General features: G+C 40.5%; 23 protein-coding genes. 8 read left to right on the top strand and 15 right to left on the bottom strand.

Features of this window, described 5'->3' with window-relative positions; translation table 11 throughout:
- Positions 1 to 68: 68 nt before the first annotated feature.
- Together tdh and kbl are read right to left on the bottom strand one after the other, a co-directional pair.
- Positions 69 to 1,094: an L-threonine 3-dehydrogenase gene (gene tdh / locus EAE93_RS09765; RefSeq protein ID WP_040149772.1), complete on the bottom strand. Its 1,026-nt coding sequence runs from the start codon at positions 1,092 to 1,094 to the stop codon at positions 69 to 71.
- A 9-nt stretch (positions 1,095 to 1,103) separates the two neighbouring features.
- Complete coding sequence (gene kbl / locus EAE93_RS09770) at positions 1,104 to 2,300, bottom strand: glycine C-acetyltransferase (RefSeq protein WP_214039581.1); 1,197 nt, start codon at positions 2,298 to 2,300, stop codon at positions 1,104 to 1,106.
- Positions 2,301 to 2,533: 233 nt separating this feature from the next.
- Here kbl and rfaD point away from each other — a divergent pair, with 233 nt between their 5' ends.
- Genes rfaD through rfaC form a run of 3 tightly spaced genes read left to right on the top strand, consistent with a single transcriptional unit; the run spans position 2,534 to position 5,497 of the window.
- Positions 2,534 to 3,472: an ADP-glyceromanno-heptose 6-epimerase gene (gene rfaD, locus EAE93_RS09775; RefSeq protein WP_040149775.1), complete on the top strand. Its 939-nt coding sequence runs from the start codon at positions 2,534 to 2,536 to the stop codon at positions 3,470 to 3,472.
- 10 nt (positions 3,473 to 3,482) lie between these two features.
- The gene (gene rfaF, locus EAE93_RS09780; protein ID WP_040149776.1) at positions 3,483 to 4,532 is read left to right on the top strand and encodes an ADP-heptose--LPS heptosyltransferase RfaF; all 1,050 of its coding nucleotides are present in this window, start codon (positions 3,483 to 3,485) and stop codon (positions 4,530 to 4,532) included.
- The gene (gene rfaC, locus EAE93_RS09785) at positions 4,532 to 5,497 is read left to right on the top strand and encodes a lipopolysaccharide heptosyltransferase RfaC (protein ID WP_110085732.1); all 966 of its coding nucleotides are present in this window, start codon (positions 4,532 to 4,534) and stop codon (positions 5,495 to 5,497) included. The genes rfaF and rfaC overlap by 1 nt, the downstream gene beginning before the upstream one ends.
- 376 nt (positions 5,498 to 5,873) lie before the next feature.
- Here the strand turns inward: rfaC and EAE93_RS09790 are convergent, their stop codons facing one another.
- On the bottom strand, positions 5,874 to 6,833 hold the full coding sequence (locus tag EAE93_RS09790) for a polysaccharide deacetylase family protein (RefSeq protein WP_214039582.1): 960 nt from the start codon (positions 6,831 to 6,833) through the stop codon (positions 5,874 to 5,876).
- Between the two features lie 181 nt (positions 6,834 to 7,014).
- Here EAE93_RS09790 and EAE93_RS09795 point away from each other — a divergent pair, with 181 nt between their 5' ends.
- Positions 7,015 to 8,016: a glycosyltransferase family 8 protein gene (locus EAE93_RS09795; RefSeq protein ID WP_214039583.1), complete on the top strand. Its 1,002-nt coding sequence runs from the start codon at positions 7,015 to 7,017 to the stop codon at positions 8,014 to 8,016.
- 111 nt (positions 8,017 to 8,127) lie between these two features.
- Here the strand turns inward: EAE93_RS09795 and EAE93_RS09800 are convergent, their stop codons facing one another.
- The 4 genes from EAE93_RS09800 to rfaQ are packed head-to-tail and all read right to left on the bottom strand — an operon-like array spanning position 8,128 to position 12,550.
- Positions 8,128 to 9,213: a glycosyltransferase family 9 protein gene (locus EAE93_RS09800; protein ID WP_214039584.1), complete on the bottom strand. Its 1,086-nt coding sequence runs from the start codon at positions 9,211 to 9,213 to the stop codon at positions 8,128 to 8,130.
- Between the two features lie 45 nt (positions 9,214 to 9,258).
- Positions 9,259 to 10,362: a glycosyltransferase gene (locus tag EAE93_RS09805; protein ID WP_214039585.1), complete on the bottom strand. Its 1,104-nt coding sequence runs from the start codon at positions 10,360 to 10,362 to the stop codon at positions 9,259 to 9,261.
- Entirely contained in the window at positions 10,359 to 11,489 is a 1,131-nt protein-coding gene (locus EAE93_RS09810; protein ID WP_214039586.1) for a glycosyltransferase family 4 protein, read from the bottom strand. The genes EAE93_RS09805 and EAE93_RS09810 overlap by 4 nt, the downstream gene beginning before the upstream one ends.
- The gene (gene rfaQ / locus EAE93_RS09815; protein ID WP_036778524.1) at positions 11,486 to 12,550 is read right to left on the bottom strand and encodes a putative lipopolysaccharide heptosyltransferase III; all 1,065 of its coding nucleotides are present in this window, start codon (positions 12,548 to 12,550) and stop codon (positions 11,486 to 11,488) included. The genes EAE93_RS09810 and rfaQ overlap by 4 nt, the downstream gene beginning before the upstream one ends.
- Before the next feature lie 222 nt (positions 12,551 to 12,772).
- On the opposite strand from rfaQ, the gene waaA reads away from it, so the two are divergent.
- From waaA to coaD, 3 genes are read left to right on the top strand one after another with little or no spacing between them, the layout of a single operon-like run.
- Positions 12,773 to 14,050: a lipid IV(A) 3-deoxy-D-manno-octulosonic acid transferase gene (gene waaA, locus EAE93_RS09820; RefSeq protein ID WP_036811212.1), complete on the top strand. Its 1,278-nt coding sequence runs from the start codon at positions 12,773 to 12,775 to the stop codon at positions 14,048 to 14,050.
- Positions 14,051 to 14,824 carry a glycosyltransferase family 2 protein gene (locus tag EAE93_RS09825; RefSeq protein ID WP_110085727.1) on the top strand — a complete coding sequence of 258 codons (774 nt, stop codon included), beginning with the start codon at positions 14,051 to 14,053 and terminating at the stop codon, positions 14,822 to 14,824.
- Positions 14,824 to 15,306, top strand: a complete 483-nt coding sequence (gene coaD / locus EAE93_RS09830) for a pantetheine-phosphate adenylyltransferase (protein WP_214039587.1) — start codon at positions 14,824 to 14,826, stop codon at positions 15,304 to 15,306. The genes EAE93_RS09825 and coaD overlap by 1 nt, the downstream gene beginning before the upstream one ends.
- Before the next feature lie 69 nt (positions 15,307 to 15,375).
- Here coaD and mutM read toward each other — a convergent pair whose 3' ends face one another.
- Positions 15,376 to 16,185, bottom strand: coding sequence for a bifunctional DNA-formamidopyrimidine glycosylase/DNA-(apurinic or apyrimidinic site) lyase (gene mutM, locus EAE93_RS09835; RefSeq protein ID WP_040149793.1), 810 nt, complete (start codon positions 16,183 to 16,185; stop codon positions 15,376 to 15,378).
- A gap of 119 nt (positions 16,186 to 16,304) precedes the next feature.
- Between mutM and rfaL the strand changes: the two genes are divergently transcribed.
- Entirely contained in the window at positions 16,305 to 17,522 is a 1,218-nt protein-coding gene (gene rfaL / locus EAE93_RS09840) for an O-antigen ligase RfaL (protein WP_250150969.1), read from the top strand.
- A gap of 33 nt (positions 17,523 to 17,555) precedes the next feature.
- Here rfaL and EAE93_RS09845 read toward each other — a convergent pair whose 3' ends face one another.
- From EAE93_RS09845 to radC, 7 genes are all read right to left on the bottom strand, one after another.
- A complete protein-coding gene (locus tag EAE93_RS09845; RefSeq protein WP_214039589.1) occupies positions 17,556 to 18,731 on the bottom strand; it encodes a glycosyltransferase family 4 protein in 1,176 nt (391 codons plus the stop codon).
- Positions 18,712 to 19,830: a glycosyltransferase family 4 protein gene (locus EAE93_RS09850; RefSeq protein ID WP_214039590.1), complete on the bottom strand. Its 1,119-nt coding sequence runs from the start codon at positions 19,828 to 19,830 to the stop codon at positions 18,712 to 18,714. The genes EAE93_RS09845 and EAE93_RS09850 overlap by 20 nt, the downstream gene beginning before the upstream one ends.
- Positions 19,811 to 20,833, bottom strand: coding sequence for a glycosyltransferase family 9 protein (locus tag EAE93_RS09855; RefSeq protein WP_105397458.1), 1,023 nt, complete (start codon positions 20,831 to 20,833; stop codon positions 19,811 to 19,813). Before EAE93_RS09855 ends, EAE93_RS09850 begins: the two co-directional genes overlap by 20 nt.
- 187 nt (positions 20,834 to 21,020) lie before the next feature.
- Positions 21,021 to 22,142, bottom strand: coding sequence for a glycosyltransferase family 4 protein (locus EAE93_RS09860; protein ID WP_214039591.1), 1,122 nt, complete (start codon positions 22,140 to 22,142; stop codon positions 21,021 to 21,023).
- A 214-nt stretch (positions 22,143 to 22,356) separates the two neighbouring features.
- Positions 22,357 to 22,524, bottom strand: a complete 168-nt coding sequence (rpmG, locus tag EAE93_RS09865; RefSeq protein WP_010847629.1) for a 50S ribosomal protein L33 — start codon at positions 22,522 to 22,524, stop codon at positions 22,357 to 22,359.
- An 11-nt stretch (positions 22,525 to 22,535) separates the two neighbouring features.
- Entirely contained in the window at positions 22,536 to 22,772 is a 237-nt protein-coding gene (rpmB, locus tag EAE93_RS09870) for a 50S ribosomal protein L28 (protein ID WP_011148921.1), read from the bottom strand.
- Between the two features lie 240 nt (positions 22,773 to 23,012).
- The gene (radC, locus tag EAE93_RS09875) at positions 23,013 to 23,705 is read right to left on the bottom strand and encodes a RadC family protein (RefSeq protein WP_046394896.1); all 693 of its coding nucleotides are present in this window, start codon (positions 23,703 to 23,705) and stop codon (positions 23,013 to 23,015) included.
- Positions 23,706 to 23,752: the final 47 nt, after the last annotated feature.

The raw sequence follows: 23,752 nt of genomic DNA on the forward strand, positions 1-23,752 counted from the left end.
TAATACTTCAAATAGGCGCTCAAGAACTAAAAGCGCCTATTAATTTTAGTGATAACTGATTCGATCGGTTAATCCCAATTCAGAATAACTTTACCAGACTGCCCTGAACGCATGATGTCAAAGCCTTTCTGGAAATCATCAATAGAGAACCGGTGAGTGATAATGGGCGTCAGATCCAAACCAGACTGAATCAATGTAGCCATTTTATACCAGGTCTCAAACATTTCACGGCCATAAATACCTTTGATAAACAAGCCCTTGAAAATTACCTGATTCCAATCAATTGCCATATCTGATGGCGGAATGCCCAACAGTGCAACACGGCCGCCGTGATTCATGGTATTTAATAAGGTACGAAATGCTGCCGGAGCGCCGGACATTTCCAAACCAACATCAAAACCTTCCGTCATGCCCAATTCCGCCATGACATCGGTCAGATTTTCCTGACTGACGTTCACCGCACGGGTGACACCCATTTTACGTGCCAGCTCAAGGCGATACTCGTTAACGTCTGTGATAACAACATGACGCGCGCCAACATGTTTACACACTGCCGCAGCCATAATACCAATTGGGCCTGCACCAGAAACCAGCACATCTTCGCCAACCAGATCAAACGAAAGCGCGGTATGAACAGCATTGCCAAATGGGTCAAAAATAGAAGCCAGCTCATCAGAGATGTTATCTGGAATTTTGAACGCATTAAATGCAGGAATAACCAAGTATTGAGCAAAACAACCAGGGCGGTTTACCCCTACGCCAATGGTATTACGGCATAAGTGAGTACGGCCACCACGACAGTTACGACAGTAACCACAAGTGATATGTCCTTCGCCAGACACCCGGTCACCAATCTTAAAACCCTTTACTTCCTGACCAATAGCGACAACTTCACCAACATATTCATGACCAACAACCATTGGTACAGGAATTGTTTTTTGTGACCAATCATCCCAGTTATAGATGTGCACATCCGTACCACAAATCGCTGTTTTACGGATTTTTATCATCACATCATTGTGCCCCAACTCCGGCTCGGGCACATCGGTCATCCAGATGCCTTCTTCTGGTTTTAACTTTGACAATGCTTTCATAGAGATGCCTTATGCAATTACGCTCAATTGCTTACCAATTCGCGTGAACGCCGCAACTGCACGTTCAATTTGCTCTTCCGTATGCGCGGCTGACATTTGCGTGCGGATACGGGCCTGATTTTTAGGGACTACCGGATAGAAGAAACCGGTAACATAAATGCCTTCTTTCAATAATTCTGCGGCAAACTCCTGTGCCAATTTTGCATCGCCTAACATGACAGGAATAATAGCGTGGTCAGCCCCTGCTAACGTGAAACCTGCTGCGGTCATTTTTTCACGGAACAGATTAGCGTTCTTCCACAGACGATCACGCAATGCATCCCCCTCTTTCAGCATATCCAGCACCTTAATGGATGCCGCTACAATCGCCGGAGCCAGTGAGTTAGAGAACAGATATGGGCGTGAACGTTGGCGCAGCCACTCAACAACTTCTTTACGTGCCGCGGTATAGCCACCGGAAGCACCACCTAATGCTTTACCTAAAGTGCCGGTAATGATGTCAATACGATCCATAACGTCACAATATTCATGGGTACCACGGCCATGAGCACCAACAAAACCCACAGCATGGGAGTCATCCACCATGACCAGGGCATCAAATTCATCAGCCAGATCACAGATAGATTTCAAATCAGCAATCACACCATCCATCGAGAACACACCATCGGTTGCAATCACAATATGACGTGCATTATCTGCTTTGGCTTGTTTTAACTGTGCTCTCAGTTCCTGCATATCATTATTAGCATAGCGATAACGCTTCGCTTTACATAAACGGACACCATCAATAATAGAAGCGTGGTTCAACGCATCAGAGATAATGGCATCTTCCGGCCCAAACAACGTTTCAAATAAACCACCATTAGCATCAAAACAAGAAGAATAAAGAATGGCATCTTCCATACCCAAAAATTCTGCCAGCTTTTTCTCCAGCTCTTTATGAGTATCCTGAGTTCCACAAATAAAACGAACAGAGGCCATACCAAAACCGTGGCTATCCATCCCAGCTTTAGCAGCGGCAATCAGCTCAGGGTGATTAGCCAAACCTAAATAGTTATTTGCACAGAAGTTAATAACGTGGCTGCCATCGGCTACAGCAATGTCAGCATTTTGTGCAGAAGTGATGATACGTTCATTTTTGAACAACCCTTCCGAATGGGCTTGTTCTAATTGTTCATTAATTTGCTGATAAAATGATGCTGACATTTATTTTCTCCTGATTTATAAATGAAGGGTCGTTAGATATTTTACTCATTGATCAGGCTACTGACGACACTATCAGGCAGATAATATTAACTTTGCTGTATCCGTCACGTCATGCGACCTGAATTACCATGATATTTCAGTATATTCCCCTGCTTAAGCTGCTGTCGTCATGGATGTTAGATGTTATTATAGACGCAATTTGCTTCATTAACCCGATTGTAGAGGTGAGTCGGATGATTATTGTCACTGGCGGTGCTGGATTTATTGGCAGCAATATTGTCAAAGCACTAAATGACGAAGGATATAAAGATATTCTGATCGTAGATAATCTAAAAGATGGTACTAAGTTCACCAATCTGGTTGACTTGGATATTGCTGATTACATGGACAAGGAAGAGTTTATTGCCAGTATTCTGGCCGGTGATGATTTCGGTGATATTGACGCTATTTTCCATGAAGGCGCTTGCTCATCCACAACCGAGTGGGATGGCAAATATATGATGGATAATAACTATCAATATTCCAAAGAATTGCTGCACTATTGCCTTGAACGCGGCACTCCTTTCCTGTACGCCTCCTCAGCAGCAACCTATGGCGGCCGCACTGATAATTTTATCGAAGAGCGTCAGTATGAGAAACCACTCAACGTTTATGGTTACTCTAAGTTTCTATTCGACCAATACGTCCGGGAGATCTTGCCTCAAGCTGATTCACAAATTTGTGGTTTCCGTTATTTCAATGTATATGGACCACGTGAAGGGCACAAAGGGAGTATGGCGAGTGTCGCCTTTCATTTGAATAATCAAATCAATCAGGGACAAAACCCAAAACTCTTCGCTGGCAGTGAAGGCTTTCAACGTGATTTTATCTATGTCGGTGATGCCGCGGCGGTTAATCTTTGGTTCTGGAAAAACGGCGTTTCCGGGATTTATAACTGTGGAACGGGTCGTGCTGAGTCTTTCCAGGCGGTTGCAGATGCGGTTGTTGAATTCCATAAAGATAAATCACTGCCTGTTGAGCGTATTGATTTCCCTGAACATTTGAAAGGCCGTTATCAGCGTTTCACGCAAGCAGATCTGACTAAACTTCGGGCGGCGGGTTATGATAAGCCATTCAAAACCGTTGCCGAAGGAGTAACGGAATATATGCATTGGCTTAATCAGGATAAATAATCTACTCGCTATGAAAATATTGGTGATCGGCCCTTCGTGGGTGGGTGACATGATGATGTCGCAGAGCCTTTACCGGACATTAAAGGCTTTGCATCCTAATGCAGAAATTGATGTGATGGCCCCAGCCTGGTGCCGCCCACTGCTGGACAAAATGCCGGAGGTCAATCAAGCATTGGCTATGCCGTTAGGTCATGGCGCATTAGCACTAGGCGAACGCCGTCGTTTAGGGGTCGCCCTGCGTGAACGTAAATATAATCGCGCTTATGTGCTACCAAATTCTTTCAAATCTGCCTTGGTGCCTTTTTTCGCCAATATTCCTCTGCGCACTGGGTGGCGCGGTGAAATGAGATATGGATTACTCAATGATATTCGCACATTGAATAAAGAAGCCTTCCCATTAATGGTTCAACGCTATGCCGCATTGGCTTACGATGCAAAACTCAGTAGTGCGGCAGACCTGCCTCAACCATTACTTTGGCCTCAACTAGATGTCAGTGATGAAGATATTGCTGAATCCACCGCGGCATTCAATATTTCTGATCATCGGCCCATCATCGGTTTCTGCCCCGGCGCAGAATTTGGCCCGGCGAAACGCTGGCCGCATTATCACTATGCCGCGTTAGCTCAACAGCTTATTACTCAAAAGGGCTATCAAATTCTGCTATTTGGCTCAGCCAAAGATCACGAAGGTGGAGAGGATATCCGCAAGTCACTGACGGAAGAAGCTCGTGAACACTGTATTAATCTTGCTGGACAAACCTCTCTTGAACAGGCAGTCAATATTATCGCCGCCTGTGATGCTATTGTGACCAACGATTCTGGTTTAATGCATGTCGCCGCAGCGCTTAATCGCCCTCTGGTTGCACTTTACGGCCCAAGTAGCCCAGATTTTACTCCACCATTATCCGATAAAGCGGAAATTATCCGTCTTATTACTGGTTATCACAAAGTCAGAAAAGGCGACAGCGCACATGGCTATCATCAGAGTCTGATTGATATCCAACCAGAGCAGGTGATAGCTTCCCTGGAAAAATTATTACAAGCGGAGAACCAGAGTTAATGCGGGTTTTACTGGTTAAAACTTCTTCTATGGGCGACGTCCTCCACTCGCTCCCTGCACTGACGGATGCAGAAAAAAGCTTACCTGACGTCCGTTTTGATTGGGTAGTAGAGGAAGGTTTTGCCCAAATCCCTGGCTGGCACAGCACTGTTGATCACATTATTCCTGTTGCTATTCGCCGCTGGCGTAAAAACTGGTTTAGTCCAGAAATTCGTACAGAACGCCGTTTATTCAGAGAAAAATTAAAATTACATCAATATGATGCCATCATCGATGCCCAAGGGTTATTGAAAAGCGCATTTTTAGTCACTCGATTAGCTTATGGCCCTAAACATGGTTACGACCGCAGAAGTATCCGTGAGCCATTAGCAAGTTTTTTTTATGATTGTTGTCATGCAGTCAGCAAGCAACAGCACGCCGTAGAACGTATCCGGGAACTGTTTGCTGTCAGCCTGGGTTATACCAAACCGGCAGCACAGGGCGATTATGGGATTGCCCGTCATTTTCTGAATCAGCCCCCAGAAAACCAGAGCAATTATCTGGTTTTTCTTCATGCTACAACTCGCGATGAAAAACATTGGCCGGAAAGCCATTGGCGACAACTTATTACTGAAATTCAGCCGACAGGTGTACGCATTAAGCTCCCTTGGGGCGCAGAACATGAATACCAACGTGCGCTGAGACTGGCAGAAAACTTCCCTCACGTGGAAGTACTACCAAAGCTGACTTTAGCACAAGTAGCCCAAGAGTTGGCCGGTGCAAAAGCGGTTGTTTCTGTTGATACTGGCCTGAGCCACCTCACTGCTGCATTGGATCGCCCTAATATCACGTTGTTTGGTCCGACAGATCCAGGACTAATTGGTGGCTATGGCAAAGAACAAATATCGTTAAAAGCGGAGGATGGGAATATCAAAAGTATTATGCCATCGAAAGTATTAGCTCATCTTCAAAAAAATATTGGCTGATTAATGATTAAATCTGAGGCGTTTCTGGTAAACGCCTGATTTTTTATTTGTTAACTGAAAACAGATAATTTGCTATAAACCCTATCCCATATTATCTATTTTCCTATTCAAACGCTAAAATAAGCGATTTATAATAAATTAAAATAATTTCAAGCCATATTCTTCCATTAATATAATGATAGCAAATATATCATTTAACTATTTTTATCGTAAATTATACTATAAAAAAATTTCTTTCAACTTAATCTTATTAACAAAATGAACACTAATTTAAACAAAATAATATATTTAACACTTAACCTAATTTAGGCAGTATTATCTGCCCAAAATTAAGTGAATCTCTATTAATATCTTTATGTTAATGCTATTTTATTAATCACGATGACTTTTTAAATTGATAATATTCAGCCAATGTCATTCCTTTAACCTGTGGCTGTAAGTAGTTAAATAGTGCCTCTAGATCCTGATAAAGTAATTCAATCTGTTCTTCATTTTTAAATGTCGGGCTACCTCCAGGCATAAATTCAGATGAATGCAGCATAAATTCAACATAATCACAGCCTTCTGCTAATGTCTGTTGAACCACTTTTTTCATTTGTTCCAAATTTCCCCCCTTTGGCCTTAGCCAGTTAACAGAGGGAGAACGCTGTTTCCCACGTAAGCTGTCATATTTTTGTTTAAGGAAATTCATCAACGGAGGATGTTTATATTGAATACTCATAGGGACTTCCAGCAAAGAAGAATCCCCCTCTTTAGCAATATTCTGCAAGTCCATAAAATAGGCATAAGATGGAAAGTAACGATAATCAGTTCCACCGTTGCCATTAGGATCGCCTTTGGTGAAACGCCAATTAACCCGTGGCGTTACTGAACAATCGACTTGATAACCATATTCCACCAGCAATTCAGCATAATATTCATTAAATGCCCAACGACCTGCCCGATGGCTTAACATTTTAACCTGTAGTTTGTCTTCCAATAACTTAGTCATGAGATCAACTTTGGCTCTAACTTGTTCTTTTGGAAATTCAATCAGATAAGGTTTATAACGCATGTCATCGTCTGTAAGAGGAACAAGTGGTGGGTTATTCCAGGCATGTAAATGCATACCAATCTCCCCCTGCCCTCTGGCAATAATATCTTTGGCAAATTCAATGTATAAATCATCCATTGCCATTTCATAGTTCGTCAACCAAACTGGCTTAAAACCAAAATGCTCACATAAATGCTGAAATCTTGGTAAATAATGGGTATTTTTTGTCGAGATCTGACCGTGATTTTGCCACAGGTCATCGCCCTCAGTATCAATAGTGATAATAAATGCAGGTCGAGTCATCAGAATATGCCCACAATAGAATAAAATGATGGCTTTATAGTACGCAGATCTATAAAATAGTGCAATTATCTTATCATACGTATAGTAGCTCTATATCTTAATTAAATTTCATGCTTCGCATTGTTAAATCAACAATATAGATGTTATTTCAGCTCATAATACACTTACTATTAAGCAACATATGGAAATATCAGAGAATATTATTAATTTCGGTTTCGGTGACTGTAAAGTAACAAATTTTGCTTTCCCAGGCGATAAATTTGATCCCTCTGTGGAACATTTTGATGTCTTCTTTGGCGTAACCAATGATTATTTAAGGCATGCAATAACGACTACTGCCTCAATAATTGAGAATAACAGAAACATTAGTTTTGTATATCACTTTATTTCTTCTGATGATTTATTAAATTACCAATACTCCATTGAAGAATGGGTTAAAGATAAAAAAATAAAAATAATCATTCATGAATTAAAGGATACTATACTTAACAATAAGGAATTCGATAGTAAATACTCAATCGCTGCCTTTTTCAGAATATTATGTCCTTACTTTTCTAATAATGACTACTCTCTATACGTTGACAGTGATGTCATATGTATAAATAATATAGAAGACCTATTCATAAAATCAAGCAACAGTACATTAAAAGCTGTCAGAGATTGCTATTCTTCGGCAAAATCAAGAATTGAATTTTTAGGTCTAAAAGATAAGAGTTATTTCAATTCAGGAGTTCTTGTTTTTAATAATAAACCCTGGATAGAAAAGCAATTAACTAAAAAAATCATTAATTTTGTTTTAAATGATACTAGAGAATTTGATTTCCCCGATCAAGATGCTATAAATGGTTGCTTGTCCAACGAGATAGAATGTTTAGATGACAAATACAATTGTTTAGTAAACTCGCAAGAAGTAAATTCAAACATATTAAATACAGATAAAATTGTATTCTTACATTTTGCTGGTGATAAGAAGCCCTGGTTCCCATGGTATTCAGAATTACCGTGTTCAAAACTCTACATAAAAGCCACAGCCTATTCTCCCTGGAAAAACTCACCTTATATTTTAGAAACTAAAAATATAGTACAATTAAGAGCAGCTTATAAATTTTACGCCAAAAATAAAATGATTATCCATTTTCTAAAATATTATGCAAAGTACCGATACTATAAAATAAAATTATAGATATCTTGTCTCTATAAAAGCGCTGATAAAGTCATCAGTGCTTTTATTACTATATCTTTATTAAATAATCCCAATAAATGGAAATCCAATATGTATGCAATATTATAATATCTAATGGATTGATAGTATCTTATCCGTTATCGCTATGTAGATATCAGACAATGGGATATCACTTATTTTCCCATTTTTACTAATGAGTTGGACTGCATTTTTATTTCCAGGCCCCCAAACATCATTATTTACAAATTTACCATGAAGATCATTACCATACAATGCAATTGTATTTTTTTCATAAGCAGCTGCCACATGGACTATTGATGTATCCGGAGAGATTATTAAATCAGCACTCTTTATTATTTCCACAGCACTTAAAAAATCACCAAAAGGGTTACAGATACATCCATTCAAATAAGAAAGCGATTTTAACTTATCAAATTTACCAATAAGAATAATATTAACTTTACTATCTAGACCTTTGAAATAATCAACAATACCAACTAATTGCTCTCTAGATATATCTCTTCTCCTTTCCGCGGCAAACGGATTAATAACTACGGTAATACCATCTAATAACCCTAATAAAAAGTTATTTACTTTTTCAATTGTATCCTCTGGAATATGAATATCATATCTCATATTATATTGATTAATATCCATAGCGTGCAAAAGAAGTTTATATCTTTCTGTAATATGAGAGTTATATTCCAAATATTTAATGCTCTTACTATAAGTGTTAATATTTTCTTTATTAAATCCAATAACATATTTAGCATTAATTATTCTTATGAATAAAAGATAGATAATGGGTATCTGTTCACCCATATCAATGATCAGATCAAAGTTTTCCTTTCTTAAGGAAAATGCTAATTTTATAATAGCAAAAGTTTTTTGGGGATAAAAATATACTCTGCCAATATATGGATTACTCTCAATCACACAGTAGTTCGCTTTCCCTGATAATACATGGAGCTTTATCCCTTTTTTATCCAATTCTCTAAAAACAGGCGTGGATACAATCATATCACCAATCTTATCATCATCTCGCAAAAATAAAACTTTTTTGATGTCTGATGATATAAAGTTATCTCTTCTGATTTTATCGACAAATAATTTTAAAAAATTAAATTTTAGAGATTTCAAAAAGTAATTTCTTTTTCTATTCAGTTCTCTTAATTTCTGGAACTTTTTTTTATTCATTATCTTATCTCAACAACCAAGCTTAAAAATCTGATACAACAATGTTTATTTCTTTAGCAAAGTTAAATATTTTGCCAAAATAATATCTAAATCAAACTTCTTATACATATCCTCTGTAATTACAGGCGGCTCATAGCAGACAAACTTCATTTTCTCTGCAAGCGAATCAACTGTCAGCTCTGATTTATATTTTTCCAACTCACCAACCATAATTTCATTGATTCCACCAGGACACATCGTGCTAACAATTGGCGTATCACAAATCAATGATTCAATCAATACGTTACCTAATCCCTCGCTATCAGAACTCAAGACAACTGCTTTAGCTCCACGGATAACAGGTAATGGATTTTCGAGGAATCCCGTTAAAATCACTTTAGACTGTAAGTTTAAATCCACAATCTTCTGCTTTATCTGTTGAGTAATAGCCTCATCTCCGTGACCAACAATCAATAATTTACACGGAATATCTGCTTGCGCAAACGCTTCTAATAAACGATCATGCCGCTTAACCCGGTGAAATCTACCAACATGCAATAAATAGTTTTCATCCGCATAAGGGTTATTTTGCAGTGATTTTTGTTTAATATCTGGGATATTAAAAGGATTATAAATTGTCACCATTTCATTAGGCGTAAGTGACAAATTATTTTTTAAATCTCTCCCTACAGCATCAGATACACAAATTAAATTCCGGTTATTATATGTCCACTTGATTTTTTGTTTCTTGATCCAACGAGATAATCCCGTTTTATTACCAAGATATGAATTTGAAAATACCCCATGAATACAAAACCATACATTTAACCCCGCTAACACTTTTGATTGCACGACAATACGATCAGTTTTATGCAAGTTTGAGACAATCAATGCAGGGATGCCCTTGCGAAGAAAAACTTTTTCTAAAACCTTATCCATAGATTTAGCCCTACGGCAAATCTCAGTCTGTCTTCTAAAAGGCCCTTTGTACCTATCAGCATCAATGATCAGTTCAATACCATCAGGTACCGAATATTCACACTTCTCCGCCAAAGAGAGCAGCGTAACGTCATATCCCCTCTGTTGCAGACCATCACAAAGCCGGATAGTGACATTTTCTGCACCGCCACCAGGTAATCCATCAATGATAAATAATATATGTCCTTTCATGATGAAAGCACCCTTTCGTATAATCCAATGAGCTGTTGTGATAAATGTTCCGGTGTATAACAGAGTATTCCCGTTCTCGCTAATTCTGACATTTTATTATTCAAATGATTTGAAGGCGTATTCTGAATCGCTTCCGTAATATCTGAAATAGCCAAGGCATCACATACAAACCCGTTACTCCCAGAGTTAATAAATTCAGCGCCGCCACATGTCGTACTGGTTATTACCGGAAGCCCGCAAGCCATTGCCTCCAGTATCACATTTGGAAACGGATCATATAAGGTCGGTAGCAATAAACCATCTGCAAGCTGATAAAAGGGCAACGTCTTTTTTTGAACACCCATAAATCTAATTCGCCCATTGCATCCCAGCGAGTTAGCTAACTGCTTGTATTTCTTTTCTTCTTTATCTTGCCCTACAACTATCAAATAGGCATCAGTCGCACTCACTGCCTGAATCGCTGCTTTTAATCCTTTTCGCTCAAACCCCGAACCAACATAAACTAAACATTTAGCCTGTACGGGAAGGTTATATTCTTTCCTTAATTGTATTCTCTGAGATTCAGTTGCCGGAAAAAATTGTTTATTGTCTATCGAATTATAAATAACCGATATTTTTCCCTCAGAAAGCCCAAAATCTGTCATGACCTCCCTTTTTACCATTTCCGAGTTACAAATAACCATTTTTAACTCTGGCGCCGAATACATCTTTTGTTCAGCGTCCATTACATAACGATGGTAACGACTCGTAAAAAGCAATTTGCTTCGCCAAGGAGATAAAACACGCGCACGCTGCTGTAGCCAGCGCTGATGAACGCCATCACCCGCACGATAAATATCGCAACCAGCAATACGTTCATGACTTTGAACAAGATCAAACTGCTCTTTTTCCCATATTACTTTGGCTGCTTTAGCAAATCCTCTCTCACGGCTGATGCGTCCCCATTTATGAGGATTTGCTAAATGCACATGCCAATCAGGATTAACATCTCCCTGCCAGGAACGTGTAATAACGTTAAGCTCCAGATTTTCATTTCCCAAAGCTTCTAAGGCGCGGGAGACAAAACGTTCTGCACCACCATCCGGACGATATTTCTGCCGAACAATCGCAAGACGTACTAATTTCATAATAAATTTCTCCGGGCGGCAGCAATAACCATATCACTGGGAATGACATTCAGATAACGTATATCCGTTTTAGTATCAACATCATCAGGATCAGGTAAATCACCATAATCACCAGCCCAAATAACTTCACCTTTCGCTTCCCACGGACGCCAGAATACTAACTTTGATGGCCCAAATAAAGCGATAGCCGGTGTTTTCAACGCAGCAGCCATATGCATAGCAACGGAATCCATCCCTATGAATAAATTAGCCCCCTCAATCAGCACTGCAAGTTGCGGTAAAGTTAACTGGCCAGCAAAAGAAACTACTCTTTCTTTTGGACAGTTTGCTAAAATCTTCTCCACCATCTCCTCCTCCTTACGATCTGGCCCGGAGGTAACAACAATTACCCAACCATCAGACTGCAATGCACTAATCGTTTCACTCATCTTTTTTTCATCCCAACATTTAAAAAGCCAGCGGGATGTTGGTTGCACAACAATATATTTTTGATTCACACCATGCTTACCAAGAAGCGCCAAAACAATCTCTTTATCCTCCTTACAGTAACTCATCGTCACTTTAGTGTTGATCAATGGAAGATTTAACAACGAAAGAGCTGACAAATTCTGCTCAACAATATGCAAAAACTGGCTATGCTCTGTCGGAACAAGATTTGTGAAACATTTTTTCCAAAACAGGCTGCGTCGTTTTACTAAATCGAACCCAATACGCACTTTTGCGCCAGTAAATCGTGCCACAAATGCACTATACCATTGATCAGCTAGATTAATAACCAAGTCGTATTGACGATATCTTAATCGTCTAAGCAATCTCCATTCATGACCAAGATGTGCTTTGGTTCCTTGTTTTTTCCATTGTCTATCTATAGAAAATAGATTATCCACAGAAGAAAAATCAGCCAATATTGGTTCGGTTTCTTTGTAGAGTAAAACATCAATTTCCACCTCAGGATAATTATCCTTAAGGGTATTAATAACTGGTGTAATTAATAATACATCACCATGATGTCGTAACTTTATTATCAGAATACGGTCAAATTGAGCGTGTAATTTACTCATTGCATTCCCAGTATAAAGATAAACGAAAAAGCTGCCGCGACCATATGCAGAAGCTGCAAAAAATCCGTGCTACTTTCATATTAATAGAAGCACGATCTTGCCTAAAAATCCTAATTTACCTTTCTAATTCTGTTCAGATTCTAGAAGCCATACGCATTTTCATACTTTCTTTGAAGCAATGTGATACTATTGGCGCTAATTTATGTAAATGAATTTGATAGAATGTTACTGCGTTTATATCAGGTACTTCTCTACCTTATCCAACCTCTGATTTGGTTGCGTTTATTGCTCCGCAGTCGCCAAGCCCCGGCTTACCGTCAACGCTGGGGTGAACGCTATGGTTTCTGTGCTGGTAAAGTTGCCGCTGGAGGCATCCTGCTCCATTCCGTTTCCGTGGGTGAGACGCTGGCCGCAATCCCTTTAGTCAGAGCCTTGCGCCATCACTACCCTTTTTTACCCATTACCGTGACAACGATGACGCCAACAGGCTCAGAAAGGGTGCTTTCTGCTCTGGGAAATGATGTTAATCATGTCTATTTGCCATACGATCTTCCCGGTTCTATGGAGCGCTTCCTCAATCAAGTTAATCCAAAGTTAGTCATTATCATGGAAACAGAACTTTGGCCTAATCTGATTTTCCAACTTCACCAACGCAACATTCCTCTGGTCATTGCTAATGCCCGTTTGTCCGCACGTTCCGCTGCGGGATACCAAAAAGTAGGGAATTTCGTAAAAACAATTTTGCGTAGCATTACCTTGATTGCCGCTCAGAATCCAGAAGATGGTGAACGCTTTATTGAACTGGGTTTAAAACGCTCTCAACTGACTATTACCGGCAGTTTGAAATTCGATATCTCAGTAACGCCTGAATTGGCCGCTAAAGCCGTGACATTACGGCGCCAATGGGCTGCTCGTCGGCCTGTCTGGATAGCCACCAGCACCCATGATGGGGAAGAGAGTATTATTCTAGATGCTCATTGCAAGTTACTGAAACAGTGTCCAAGCCTGTTATTGATCCTAGTTCCTCGTCATCCTGAACGTTTTATTAAAGCGGAAGAGTTAACCAAGAAAGCTGGACTCAGCTATATTCTTCGCAGTTCTGATAAAATCCCTGACGCCAATATTCAGGTTGTTATCGGCGATACGATGGGTGAACTGATGCTGCTTTATGGTATTGCCGATCTGGCCTTTGTTGGCGGCAGTCTGGTTGAACGTGGCGGTCACAACCCGCTAGAAGCGGCAGCCCATGCTATTCCGGTGCTAATGGGTCCACATACCTTTAACTTTAAAGATATCTGCGCCAAGCTGAATCAAGCTAATGGTCTGATTACCGTTTCGGACAGCCACTCTTTGTTCACCGAGATCAACAGCTTACTGACTGACGAAGATTATCGCCTGTATTATGGTCGCCACGCAGCAGAAGTGCTGCATGAAAATCAAGGCGCTCTTCAACGCCTGCTTAAACTGCTGGAACCCTATCTCCCGCCTCGGAGCCACTGAATGAGTGACAAAAAACGTCTTTCCGTTGTCATGATCGCCAAGAATTCAGCGGATCTGATAGCAGATTGTCTGACCTCAGTCCATTGGGCTGATGAAATCATCGTGCTCGATTCTGGTAGTTCAGACGATACTTGCCAGATAGCACAGGCAATGGGTGCAAAAGTATTTTCCAACACAGAATGGCACGGGTTTGGTCGTCAGCGTCAGCTAGCTCAGCAATATGCCTCTGGCGATTATATTTTTATGATCGATACTGATGAGCGTGTAACACCAGAACTCAGAGCATCCATAGAACAAGCTCTAACACATGCTGATAACAGTAAAGTCTACAGTTGCGCCCGCCGGAATCTATTTCTTGGCCGTTTCATGAAACACAGTGGCTGGTACCCGGATCGCGTCATCCGCCTCTATGCCCGTGACCGTTATCAATACAATAACAATCAGGTTCATGAATCCCTTGAAACCAATGGTTCGCCGGTTGTCACTTTGCAAGGGGATTTACTTCATCTTACTTGCCGTGATCTGATGGAATTTCAGAGAAAACAACTAAATTATGCTAAAGCCTGGGCAGAACAGCGCTATGAACAAGGTAAACAGTGCGGTTATTTCTCAATTTTCAGTCACACTTTTGGGGCTTTTTTTAAAACCTGGTTGTTGCGAGCTGGCTTTCTTGATGGTAAACAAGGATTAGTACTGGCTATTGTCAATGCTCAATATACGTTTAATAAATACGTCGCGTTGTGGGAAAAGAGACAACAGAAGGGTAAAAATTGATGAAAACCAAAGCCATTTATCCCGGAACATTTGATCCTGTCACCTACGGTCATATTGATATTGTCACCCGAGCCGCGGATATGTTTGACCACGTTCTACTTGCTATCGCCAATAGTGCCAGAAAGAATCCTATGTTTACTCTGGATGAGCGCATTACTCTGGCAAAAGAGGTGACCTCACATCTGGATAATGTGGAAGTGGTAGGTTTCTGTGAATTGATGGCTAATTTCGCCAAAAAACAGCAAGCCAATATCCTTATCCGTGGCCTTCGTTCAGTATCTGATTTTGAGTATGAATGGCAGCTTGCTAATATGAACCGCCACTTTATGCCCGAATTAGAGAGCGTTTTTCTGCTGCCATCACAAAATCTCTCGTTTGTCTCTTCATCCTTGATTAAAGATGTCGCTCTCCACGATGGCGATATCTCATCATTCCTGCCAGAACCTATCGCCCAAGCCATGCTAAAAAAGCTGGGCAAGTAATTTACTCTATTCACTGGAGGCGGATATTCCCTATGCAACGCCTCCCCTAACTATCCGATATCATATCAACTAATACTGACAGTGACGGCAAAAGAAAGTACTGCGCTGCCCAAGCTTAATACTCTCTATTTTTTCACCACAAATTCGGCATGGCTCTCCTGCTCTACCATAAACAAACAATTCCTGAGCAAAATAGCCCGGTTTACCATCCGATTGCAGGAAATCTCTGAGTGTCGTACCACCCTGCTCAATAGATCGTTGTAGAACCTTCTTAATCGTTTCCGCCAGTAAGTTGGCTTCACGCTCAGTTAAAGTCTGCGCGGGACGATCAGGCTGAATATGGGCAGTAAACAACGCTTCATTTGCATAAATATTACCGACTCCAACAACCAGTTTGTTATCCATTAGCCAGGGCTTAATCAAGGTTTTTTTCTTACTTGATTGGGTGTAAAGATAAGAGCCGTTAAAATCATTAGAAAGTGGCTCCGGCCCCAAATGAGCCAATACCGAGCACCGTTCAAGATCATCGCTCCATAACCACGCCCCAAATCGTCTGGGATCGGTATAACGCAAAACCTTACCATCTGCCATCACTAAATCCACATGATCGTGTTTCTCAGCAGGGCGCTCCTCTGGCAAGATACGCAAGCTGCCCGACATTCCCAAATGGACAATAATCCAACCATTTGCCAATTCAATCAGCAAATATTTGGCCCGGCGTTGAACGCTAAGCACAAGCCGGTCACTCAACTTCATAATTTCTTCCGCCACCGGCCAACGTAACCGACCATTCCTGACTACCGCATACTGGATCACATTCCCTACCAGATGTGGCTCTATTCCTCTCCGGCTGGTTTCTACTTCTGGTAGTTCTGGCATGGTAATAACTCCTAACTATGTATATTGTTTCAACTCTATTGCATCTGAGCAGATTAAGATAATCTTTTCATGTATTATTTCCAACCAAACTCAACAGAAACGAAAGCAGATTGATGAATATGTTTAATATTAAAAGTCGTGATAAAAGATCATTATGGAATCTATCCATCATTGGGATTTATATAGCCCTTGTTTATCTGCCCGATATAACGAGATATAAAAACCTGGTTATCGCTCTTATTGGCATTACAGCACTAACCTATCTGGTGACAGATTTTCGTCAAGTGATGCGTTCCATGCGCAGTTCACTATTTCTGTCCATTTTGTTATTCGTTTTAGCCATGTTCTATTCAGTGGCGATTTCCGTCGATCTGGCATTGAGTTTTAAGGATATGAATAAACCCATCCTGAATGGGCTGTTATTGTTCAGTTTTACTTTTCCTATTGTCCTGTACAAAGAAAACAAAGAAAGTATTGCCAAGATGATTTTGTACTCATTTGCCATTGGTATGCTGGCAATATGCCTCACTGATATTGGTAAATACATTATTAACTACAATAAAGGTGAAATGCCTTTTACCAACTTCAACCATCGAGAATTTTCTTACGGCTTTATTTTCTATTTCCCCATCTTACTGTGTACTTGGGCATTGTGGAAGAAACATACCTTAGTGAGTTGGCTAATACTGGCTGTTGCTTCCGCTATCAGTCTGTTTTTGCTATTAGGTACCTTAGCCCGTGGCGCTTGGGTCGCCGTTGCCGTCATCACTGCTTTTATCATCATCATTAATCGTGAATGGAAACTGACCATAATAGCGAGTTTAATCCTTAGTTTTTCAGTTGTACTTTCTCAAACTACGATCATAGCTAATGAAAATACTAAATTATTATTTTGGAAGCTGACTCAAACTGATAGCAGCCATCGTTATAAAAATGGCACACAAGGGGCTGCTTTGGAGTTGATTCTAGAAAACCCGATTAAAGGCTACGGTTTTGGCAATAAAGTCTATCACAAGGTCTACAATGAACGAGCTGTTGACTATCCAGACTGGATATATCGCACATCTATCGGCCCCCATAATATCTTTCTGGCACTCTGGTTTGCCGGTGGAATCATTGGTTTGATTACCACTTTGCTGATGACCTTTTCAGCGCTATACACGGGTAGCCATATTATTAGCCGTAACAATGGCGTAATAAAGCAGGCCAGTATTATTCTACTGACGGGATTTATCGGATTATTTATCGTCCGAGGAGCCTTTGAAAATACCTATATCAATGAGATAGGTATTCTATTCGGTCTGATGATTGCTCTATATCAGCAGAAAAACGATTAACCAGATCTCACGGCTATACTATCAAACCGATTATTATGCAGAAATATCCCTTGATATTGTCTGCATAATAAGCTTCGCTCGCTGTTCCCAATTAAAACGCACTGTCACCAACATTTTCGCATAACTGACTTGTGACTTAACTTTCTCTGGATTATCTCTTATTAACTGAATCTGCTGAGCAAAACTCTCCGCATTCTCACTGTCAGCAAAACTGACCGCATTTTCATCAACCACATCACGAATCGAAGGAAAATCGGAGATAACCACCGGCTTATCCATCGCCATATATTCAAATAGTTTCAGTGGCGAAGTATAGCGACTGCCAATGCTAGTTTTAGTTAATGGCAACAGACAAATATCATTATCTGCAATTATCTGAAAACGTAATTTAGGTTGAATAAATCCAAGAAAATTGATTTTATCGCCAACCCCCATTTGCTGAGCAATCTGTCGTAATTGCTGAATTTGCTCTGGTTCGCCACCAGCAATATTCAATATTGCATTCTCAAGGTAAGCCATCGCTTTGATCGCCGTAGGAACACCTTTCCAATGATGCAAACTGCCCAAATAAAGGATCTGGGTTGGTAATTCACCGTCGTCTGATATACGTTTATCTAATGACACCGATTCGACTGCCCGCAGATCCACACCATCCGGCGCAACAACTATTGGTATGCTGACATTGTATTCACTAATAATATCATCACGGAGTAACGACGTCAGAGCGAAAACAATCCTGGACTGACGATAAACAAAGTGCTCGATTTCTCTCAGCTTCTGATACTTACGCTGATTTTTATTTTTACTTAAATCATGAGATTCTTTAAATGATTGGGCAAAAATCTCATGACTCTCAAAAAACAGCGGAATTTCTGGATGTTCACATAATAAATACTTTGCCATTTTCAGATTACGGGTAAAAACGGCATCTACCTCATTTCTCTTCAACCAATGGGAAACCTGGAAATAGAACATTTTTTGGGTATTGAATGGAAAATACCATTTACGCCGAATATTGCGTAAAGATATCAACTTAGCTGATGGTGATAATGAACGCCCCAGTATCTCTTCTGCGGTATTTTTACCTTCCGGTGTAACCAGATATACGCAAGCTCCCTGGCGAGCAAATGCATCAACATTCTGCAAAATTTGCAGTGATGCCACCCGATAATCAGGAACCGGATAGGGATCAATATAGGCAATTTTCATTATTTATCGCTTTTAGTAAACGATTTGCTGAATGCTCCCAGGTATACATTGTTTCAATCCGTTGACGAGCCGCTTTTCCCATTTTTTGCCTCCTGTCTGGTTGAGACAATAAAAAATTAACCGCATCGACAATTGCTGAAACATCTCCTGGCGTAACCAAAATACCTGAATTACTTTCATTACCGACAACTTCCGGTATGCCTCCGATATAACTGGCAATAACCGGCCTGCCACACGCCATCGCTTCCGCAATCGTAATCCCAAACGCTTCGTCACCAATACTGGGGAAAATCCCCGCATCACCAGCAGCATAATATTCAGGCAACTGATCGTGCCCTACAGGTGGATGGAAGATGACCTGTTTTTCCAGCCGCAGTGCTGCAACCCGCTTTTCCAAGCGTTTCAGATCTTCACCTGATCCGATAATCAGCAATTTAACGTCTTTATCCTGTAGTTGAGCCATTGCATCAATAGCCACATGTATGCCTTTCCAGCCAACCAACCGCCCAGCAAAGGTCAGCAAAAATGTTTTATCGCTGATCCCAAGACGAGTTCTGACAGAAGAGTCTATCGGCCTGAATTTATTAATATCAACACCATTGTAAATCACCTTCGGAAATTGTTTAAAATGGTGCTGAATCTGCCAGGCATTAAAATGGCTGCATGCCACCCAAGCTGAAATTCGCTTACTCAGCTTTCTGTCGCCCTTGAAAAAACTGGTGCCGCCGCTCATATAGCAAAATTTAGTGCGACTCTCTTTTGGCATCATTCGAGGCCAGAAAAAATCAAATGGCTTAGTCAGAATAACCCAGTCAAAATCTCCAGCAACAACCATATCGCAAGCATGGCGAGCAAATGAGTAGCGTTCAATAATACGCTGGAAACGTCGACCAATATTAATTACTTTCTCTCTGGGAATAAATGGAAAAGTATGAACTTGGATTGCTCTTCCATTGAGCTCTGGCTGGACATCACCCTTGCCGCCAAAAATATGGATCTCATGCCCGGCATCAGTCAACGCTTTCGCAAGTTCCCAGACTGCCGTCTGAATACCACCGTAAGACATAGTTACAGTGACATCAACTAAACCTATTTTCATCTTTTCTTCCTGACGACGTAGTTTCTAGTAACTTTTGCGTTGCCTGCCAGACTTGTTCAACAGATATTGCAGACATCGAGTCTTTGCGGGTGGCTTGCATATAGTGAACCGGATGTTCAATAACCGCCAAATGTGAATGCTGTTGAGGCGCTAAAAAACGGCCTGGATGAAAACTATGATACATAGCAACCATCGGGATACCCAATGCACCAGCTAAGTGTGTCGGCCCTGTATCAACACCAACATACAAATCAAGTCTACTCATTATTGCTGCATTCTGTCGCATTGTTAGTCTACCAACCAATGAAGTACACTTTTCAGCCCCTAATCTTTTTGCCAGTGACTGTGCAGCAATTTTACCGTCAGTACTGCCTAATAGCATAATATGCGACTGGGGATAACGGCTATAAATGTGTTGCGCTAATTGGTAAAAATGTTCAACCGGCCAATCACGATAAGCTTTTGCCGGGAAGCTTTGTAACTGAAAACCAATCAGGAGTTTATTCTCTAAATGATACTGCCGCATAAAACCATCAGCAAAACGTAACTCCTTTTCACTCACACAATAATTCAACCGCCAGTCACTTACCTCAACATCTACCGCACCAGCAAGCATGGCCCGTTCCTGTTGAGCTGGCATCAGCACCTTTGGCTTTTCCACAGTTAGCCAATCAGATTGCAACGTGGACTTATCTGAAAACGAAACTGTTAAGCACGATTTACGTTTTGCATACTGTAATAAAGGTTTATCGTCACTATAGACTAAAGCCAAGTCATAATGTTTACAGGTAAACCAACCACACCATTTTGCCTTACCTTTCGAAAAAGCAGTCAATTTATTGATATCATTTATATTTTCAAGGATCTGTTTAGTCCTTTTATGAGCCATAACATCAATATTCGCACCAGGCCATTTCTGTTTTAAAGCACGGATTACCGGCGTTACCAGTAAGGTATCACCGAAACGAGCTATAATAATGACCAGAATATTCTTGATCTGCATAAGACAATTATCTGATTAATCCGCTATAAAATTCAACAAAATATACAAAAAAACCATCTTGTATACAATTGATCGCAACAGAGTGATTTAACTAATAATCAACCTTAAAGTAATTTAATATCAATAAGTTGATATTACCCAAAACCATAAATCAAAGAAAAAGGACCAGAATAAATCTTAAAAAATGTTAACGTTTCTTACCTTTAATGCTGTGAAAAAAGATATTTTCCATTTTATCCAACATATTATCTATGCCAAATAAAGCCATTGCCCGCTTTAATGAAGAATGACCGAATTGCAAGCGCAGTTCATTATTATGAATCAACAAATCTAAACATTTCGTCAATAACTCTGTATTTCTAGGTTCCACGATATAACCCGTTTCACCATCAATTACCGCTTCGGCAATTGCACCAACAGAGGTTGATACCACAGGTATTCCACACGCCATTGCTTGCATAATGCCTTGTGGCACGCCTTCATTACCAAAAGAAGGTAATGCAAATAAATCCATCGCATTCAAACAATCAGGAACATCCTGACGGTTGCCTAAAAAAATGACACTGTTTGACAAGCCTTCTCGCTTTACTAATGGTTCCAATGACTTACGTTGTGGACCATCACCCACAAACAAAAGTTGCCAATCAGGATATTTCTGGTGCAGAACTTTCCAACTTTCTAACAGATAGCGATGCCCTTTCCAAGTTCTCATGGTCGCAACGACACCTAATGTCGGTTTATCTTGAATCCCAATCCGCTGACGGCAAACTTTCTTATCTTCCGGTCGAAAACGCTCTAAATCGATGCCGGTAGGCACTGATGTCATATGCTGTAATGGATAACGATTATTAGCATGCAGATGTTGACGTAATTTTTCACCTGTAGTCGCAATATGTCGGCACGCTCTCAAATACAACCAACGAGTTGATATTGAATTAGAAACATGGGTAGAAACATGCCTGGTTCTGACCATTGGCGGCATATGCCTTAACGTCGTGCAAGCCGCAGCAACCAACCATGCATCTGTCGAGCTATGTGTATTAATAACGTCAAATTGACGACCTTCTTTTTTCAACCAACGACGCATAGCGAGGAAGCAGGACAACCGCTTTTTCTCAATAGGCAGGGCTACTACCGGCACACCATAAGATTTTGCTTCACGGTAGATATTAGAACCGGGACAACAGACAATAACCACTTTGTGTCCACGTCTTATCATTCCTTGGGATTCCGTCAGGATACGGATTTCCTGACCACCCCAACCACAAGAAGATTCTGTATGTAAAATATTTAGTTTTTCTTTAGCCATTTCGGTTTCATATCCAGCCTACCGGAAGGCGTTAGTATAGCGAAACAACATTTTACGTCTACGAATAACAGGATATATATGAAATGCAGAGAAGAATCAGTGAGTATTTGTTAAAACTCTTCAGACAGTAAAAGACCACCTCCCTAGGAGGTGGTTTAAGGATGACAACAAAAAACCCGGCCTAAGCCGGGTTTTTATCAAATCAACCAAAATTTTATTTAATCTTGGCTTCTTTATACATAACATGCTGACGAACAACTGGATCAAATTTTTTCATTTCCAGTTTCTCAGGCATAGTACGCTTGTTCTTCGTAGTGGTATAGAAGTGACCAGTACCAGCCGAAGAAACTAGCTTAATTTTATCGCGAATACCTTTAGCCATTTTTCAGCTCCTTAGTACTTCTCACCGCGGGTACGAAGCTCAGCCAAAACTGCGTCAATACCCTTCTTATCAATCACACGCATACCTTTAACAGATACACGCAGAGTCACAAAGCGCTTCTCGGACTCAACCCAGAAACGGTGGGAATGCAGGTTAGGCAGAAAACGACGCTTAGTCGCATTCAATGCATGAGAGCGGTTATTACCACTCATCGGGCGTTTGCCAGTAACTTGGCAGACTCGGGACATGTCTATTCTCCAAAAATCAAATCAGCTCGAGCTTTGTATTGGGTATGGCCGCCTCGTCAGGCTTAGGAGCCCATCTCAGCAAATTCTACTGAAAAGACTCACATTTACTCAGAAAATGTGCTGAGATAGGCTCTTCTCGCCAAACCAAAGATCCTCAAAGGTGGCGTAGTATACGCCCTCAATCGCTGACGCTCAAGTCCCGCACAACCAAAGATCCACAAGGATCTTGAAAAAGTTAGCTTAAATCCATCCTCGCTCCGCAAATGAGACACAACATTGCCGGCCAATAACCAGATGATCCAGCACTTTTATACCAACCAAATTACAGGCATCAATCACTTTATCTGTAACAATCTTATCTGCCAAACTCGGCTCTGCATGACCTGATGGATGATTATGAGCCAAAATGACGGATGAAGCATTCACCTTTATCGCTGATCGGATAATTTCACGAGGATGAACTTCAACTTTATTGATTGTGCCTTTAAACATCTCCTCATGACAGATAACTCTATTTTGGTTATTGAGAAACAACACAACAAATATTTCCCTATCACGCCCCGATAATAGATTTTGCAAATACTCTTGAGTCACACTTGGACTACTCATAATATCTTCATGCATGAACTGGCTGGAAAAAAAACGTTTTGCCAGTTCTGCAATAGCCTGTAATTGTGCATACTTGGCTAATCCCATTCCTTTATGAGAACAAAAAGTGTCATAATCAGCAGAGAGTAAATGGTACAAAGACCCAAATTCTTTCAATAGAAATTCAGCCATTCGTAAAACAGGAAGTCCTCTGGTCCCGGTACGTAAAAAAATAGCCAGTAACTCAGCATCTGTCAGAGAAACCGAACCATAAGCCAACAACTTTTCTCTGGGAGCTAAATTTGAATATATTTCTCCTGTATTTTCAGCAACATTAAATTCCATATATTCATCTCCCTGCTCTGTTTTACCTGATACAAACAGTATTCCAT

Source organism: Photorhabdus akhurstii (genome assembly GCF_018448925.1).
Classification (GTDB): Bacteria; Pseudomonadota; Gammaproteobacteria; order Enterobacterales; family Enterobacteriaceae; genus Photorhabdus; species Photorhabdus akhurstii.

Excerpts from the sequence above, each read along its gene's own strand:
- tdh (WP_040149772.1), bottom strand. The coding sequence starts at position 1,094 with ATGAAAGCATTGTCAAAGTTAAAACCAGAAGAAGGCATCTGGATGACC.
- kbl (WP_214039581.1), bottom strand. The coding sequence starts at position 2,300 with ATGTCAGCATCATTTTATCAGCAAATTAATGAACAATTAGAACAAGCC.
- rfaD (WP_040149775.1), top strand. The coding sequence starts at position 2,534 with ATGATTATTGTCACTGGCGGTGCTGGATTTATTGGCAGCAATATTGTC.
- rfaF (WP_040149776.1), top strand. The coding sequence starts at position 3,483 with ATGAAAATATTGGTGATCGGCCCTTCGTGGGTGGGTGACATGATGATG.
- rfaC (WP_110085732.1), top strand. The coding sequence starts at position 4,532 with ATGCGGGTTTTACTGGTTAAAACTTCTTCTATGGGCGACGTCCTCCAC.
- EAE93_RS09790 (WP_214039582.1), bottom strand. The coding sequence starts at position 6,833 with ATGACTCGACCTGCATTTATTATCACTATTGATACTGAGGGCGATGAC.
- EAE93_RS09795 (WP_214039583.1), top strand. The coding sequence starts at position 7,015 with ATGGAAATATCAGAGAATATTATTAATTTCGGTTTCGGTGACTGTAAA.
- EAE93_RS09800 (WP_214039584.1), bottom strand. The coding sequence starts at position 9,213 with ATGAATAAAAAAAAGTTCCAGAAATTAAGAGAACTGAATAGAAAAAGA.
- EAE93_RS09805 (WP_214039585.1), bottom strand. The coding sequence starts at position 10,362 with ATGAAAGGACATATATTATTTATCATTGATGGATTACCTGGTGGCGGT.
- EAE93_RS09810 (WP_214039586.1), bottom strand. The coding sequence starts at position 11,489 with ATGAAATTAGTACGTCTTGCGATTGTTCGGCAGAAATATCGTCCGGAT.
- rfaQ (WP_036778524.1), bottom strand. The coding sequence starts at position 12,550 with ATGAGTAAATTACACGCTCAATTTGACCGTATTCTGATAATAAAGTTA.
- waaA (WP_036811212.1), top strand. The coding sequence starts at position 12,773 with ATGTTACTGCGTTTATATCAGGTACTTCTCTACCTTATCCAACCTCTG.
- EAE93_RS09825 (WP_110085727.1), top strand. The coding sequence starts at position 14,051 with ATGAGTGACAAAAAACGTCTTTCCGTTGTCATGATCGCCAAGAATTCA.
- coaD (WP_214039587.1), top strand. The coding sequence starts at position 14,824 with ATGAAAACCAAAGCCATTTATCCCGGAACATTTGATCCTGTCACCTAC.
- mutM (WP_040149793.1), bottom strand. The coding sequence starts at position 16,185 with ATGCCAGAACTACCAGAAGTAGAAACCAGCCGGAGAGGAATAGAGCCA.
- rfaL (WP_250150969.1), top strand. The coding sequence starts at position 16,305 with ATGTTTAATATTAAAAGTCGTGATAAAAGATCATTATGGAATCTATCC.
- EAE93_RS09845 (WP_214039589.1), bottom strand. The coding sequence starts at position 18,731 with ATGAAAATTGCCTATATTGATCCCTATCCGGTTCCTGATTATCGGGTG.
- EAE93_RS09850 (WP_214039590.1), bottom strand. The coding sequence starts at position 19,830 with ATGAAAATAGGTTTAGTTGATGTCACTGTAACTATGTCTTACGGTGGT.
- EAE93_RS09855 (WP_105397458.1), bottom strand. The coding sequence starts at position 20,833 with ATGCAGATCAAGAATATTCTGGTCATTATTATAGCTCGTTTCGGTGAT.
- EAE93_RS09860 (WP_214039591.1), bottom strand. The coding sequence starts at position 22,142 with ATGGCTAAAGAAAAACTAAATATTTTACATACAGAATCTTCTTGTGGT.
- rpmG (WP_010847629.1), bottom strand. The coding sequence starts at position 22,524 with ATGGCTAAAGGTATTCGCGATAAAATTAAGCTAGTTTCTTCGGCTGGT.
- rpmB (WP_011148921.1), bottom strand. The coding sequence starts at position 22,772 with ATGTCCCGAGTCTGCCAAGTTACTGGCAAACGCCCGATGAGTGGTAAT.
- radC (WP_046394896.1), bottom strand. The coding sequence starts at position 23,705 with ATGGAATTTAATGTTGCTGAAAATACAGGAGAAATATATTCAAATTTA.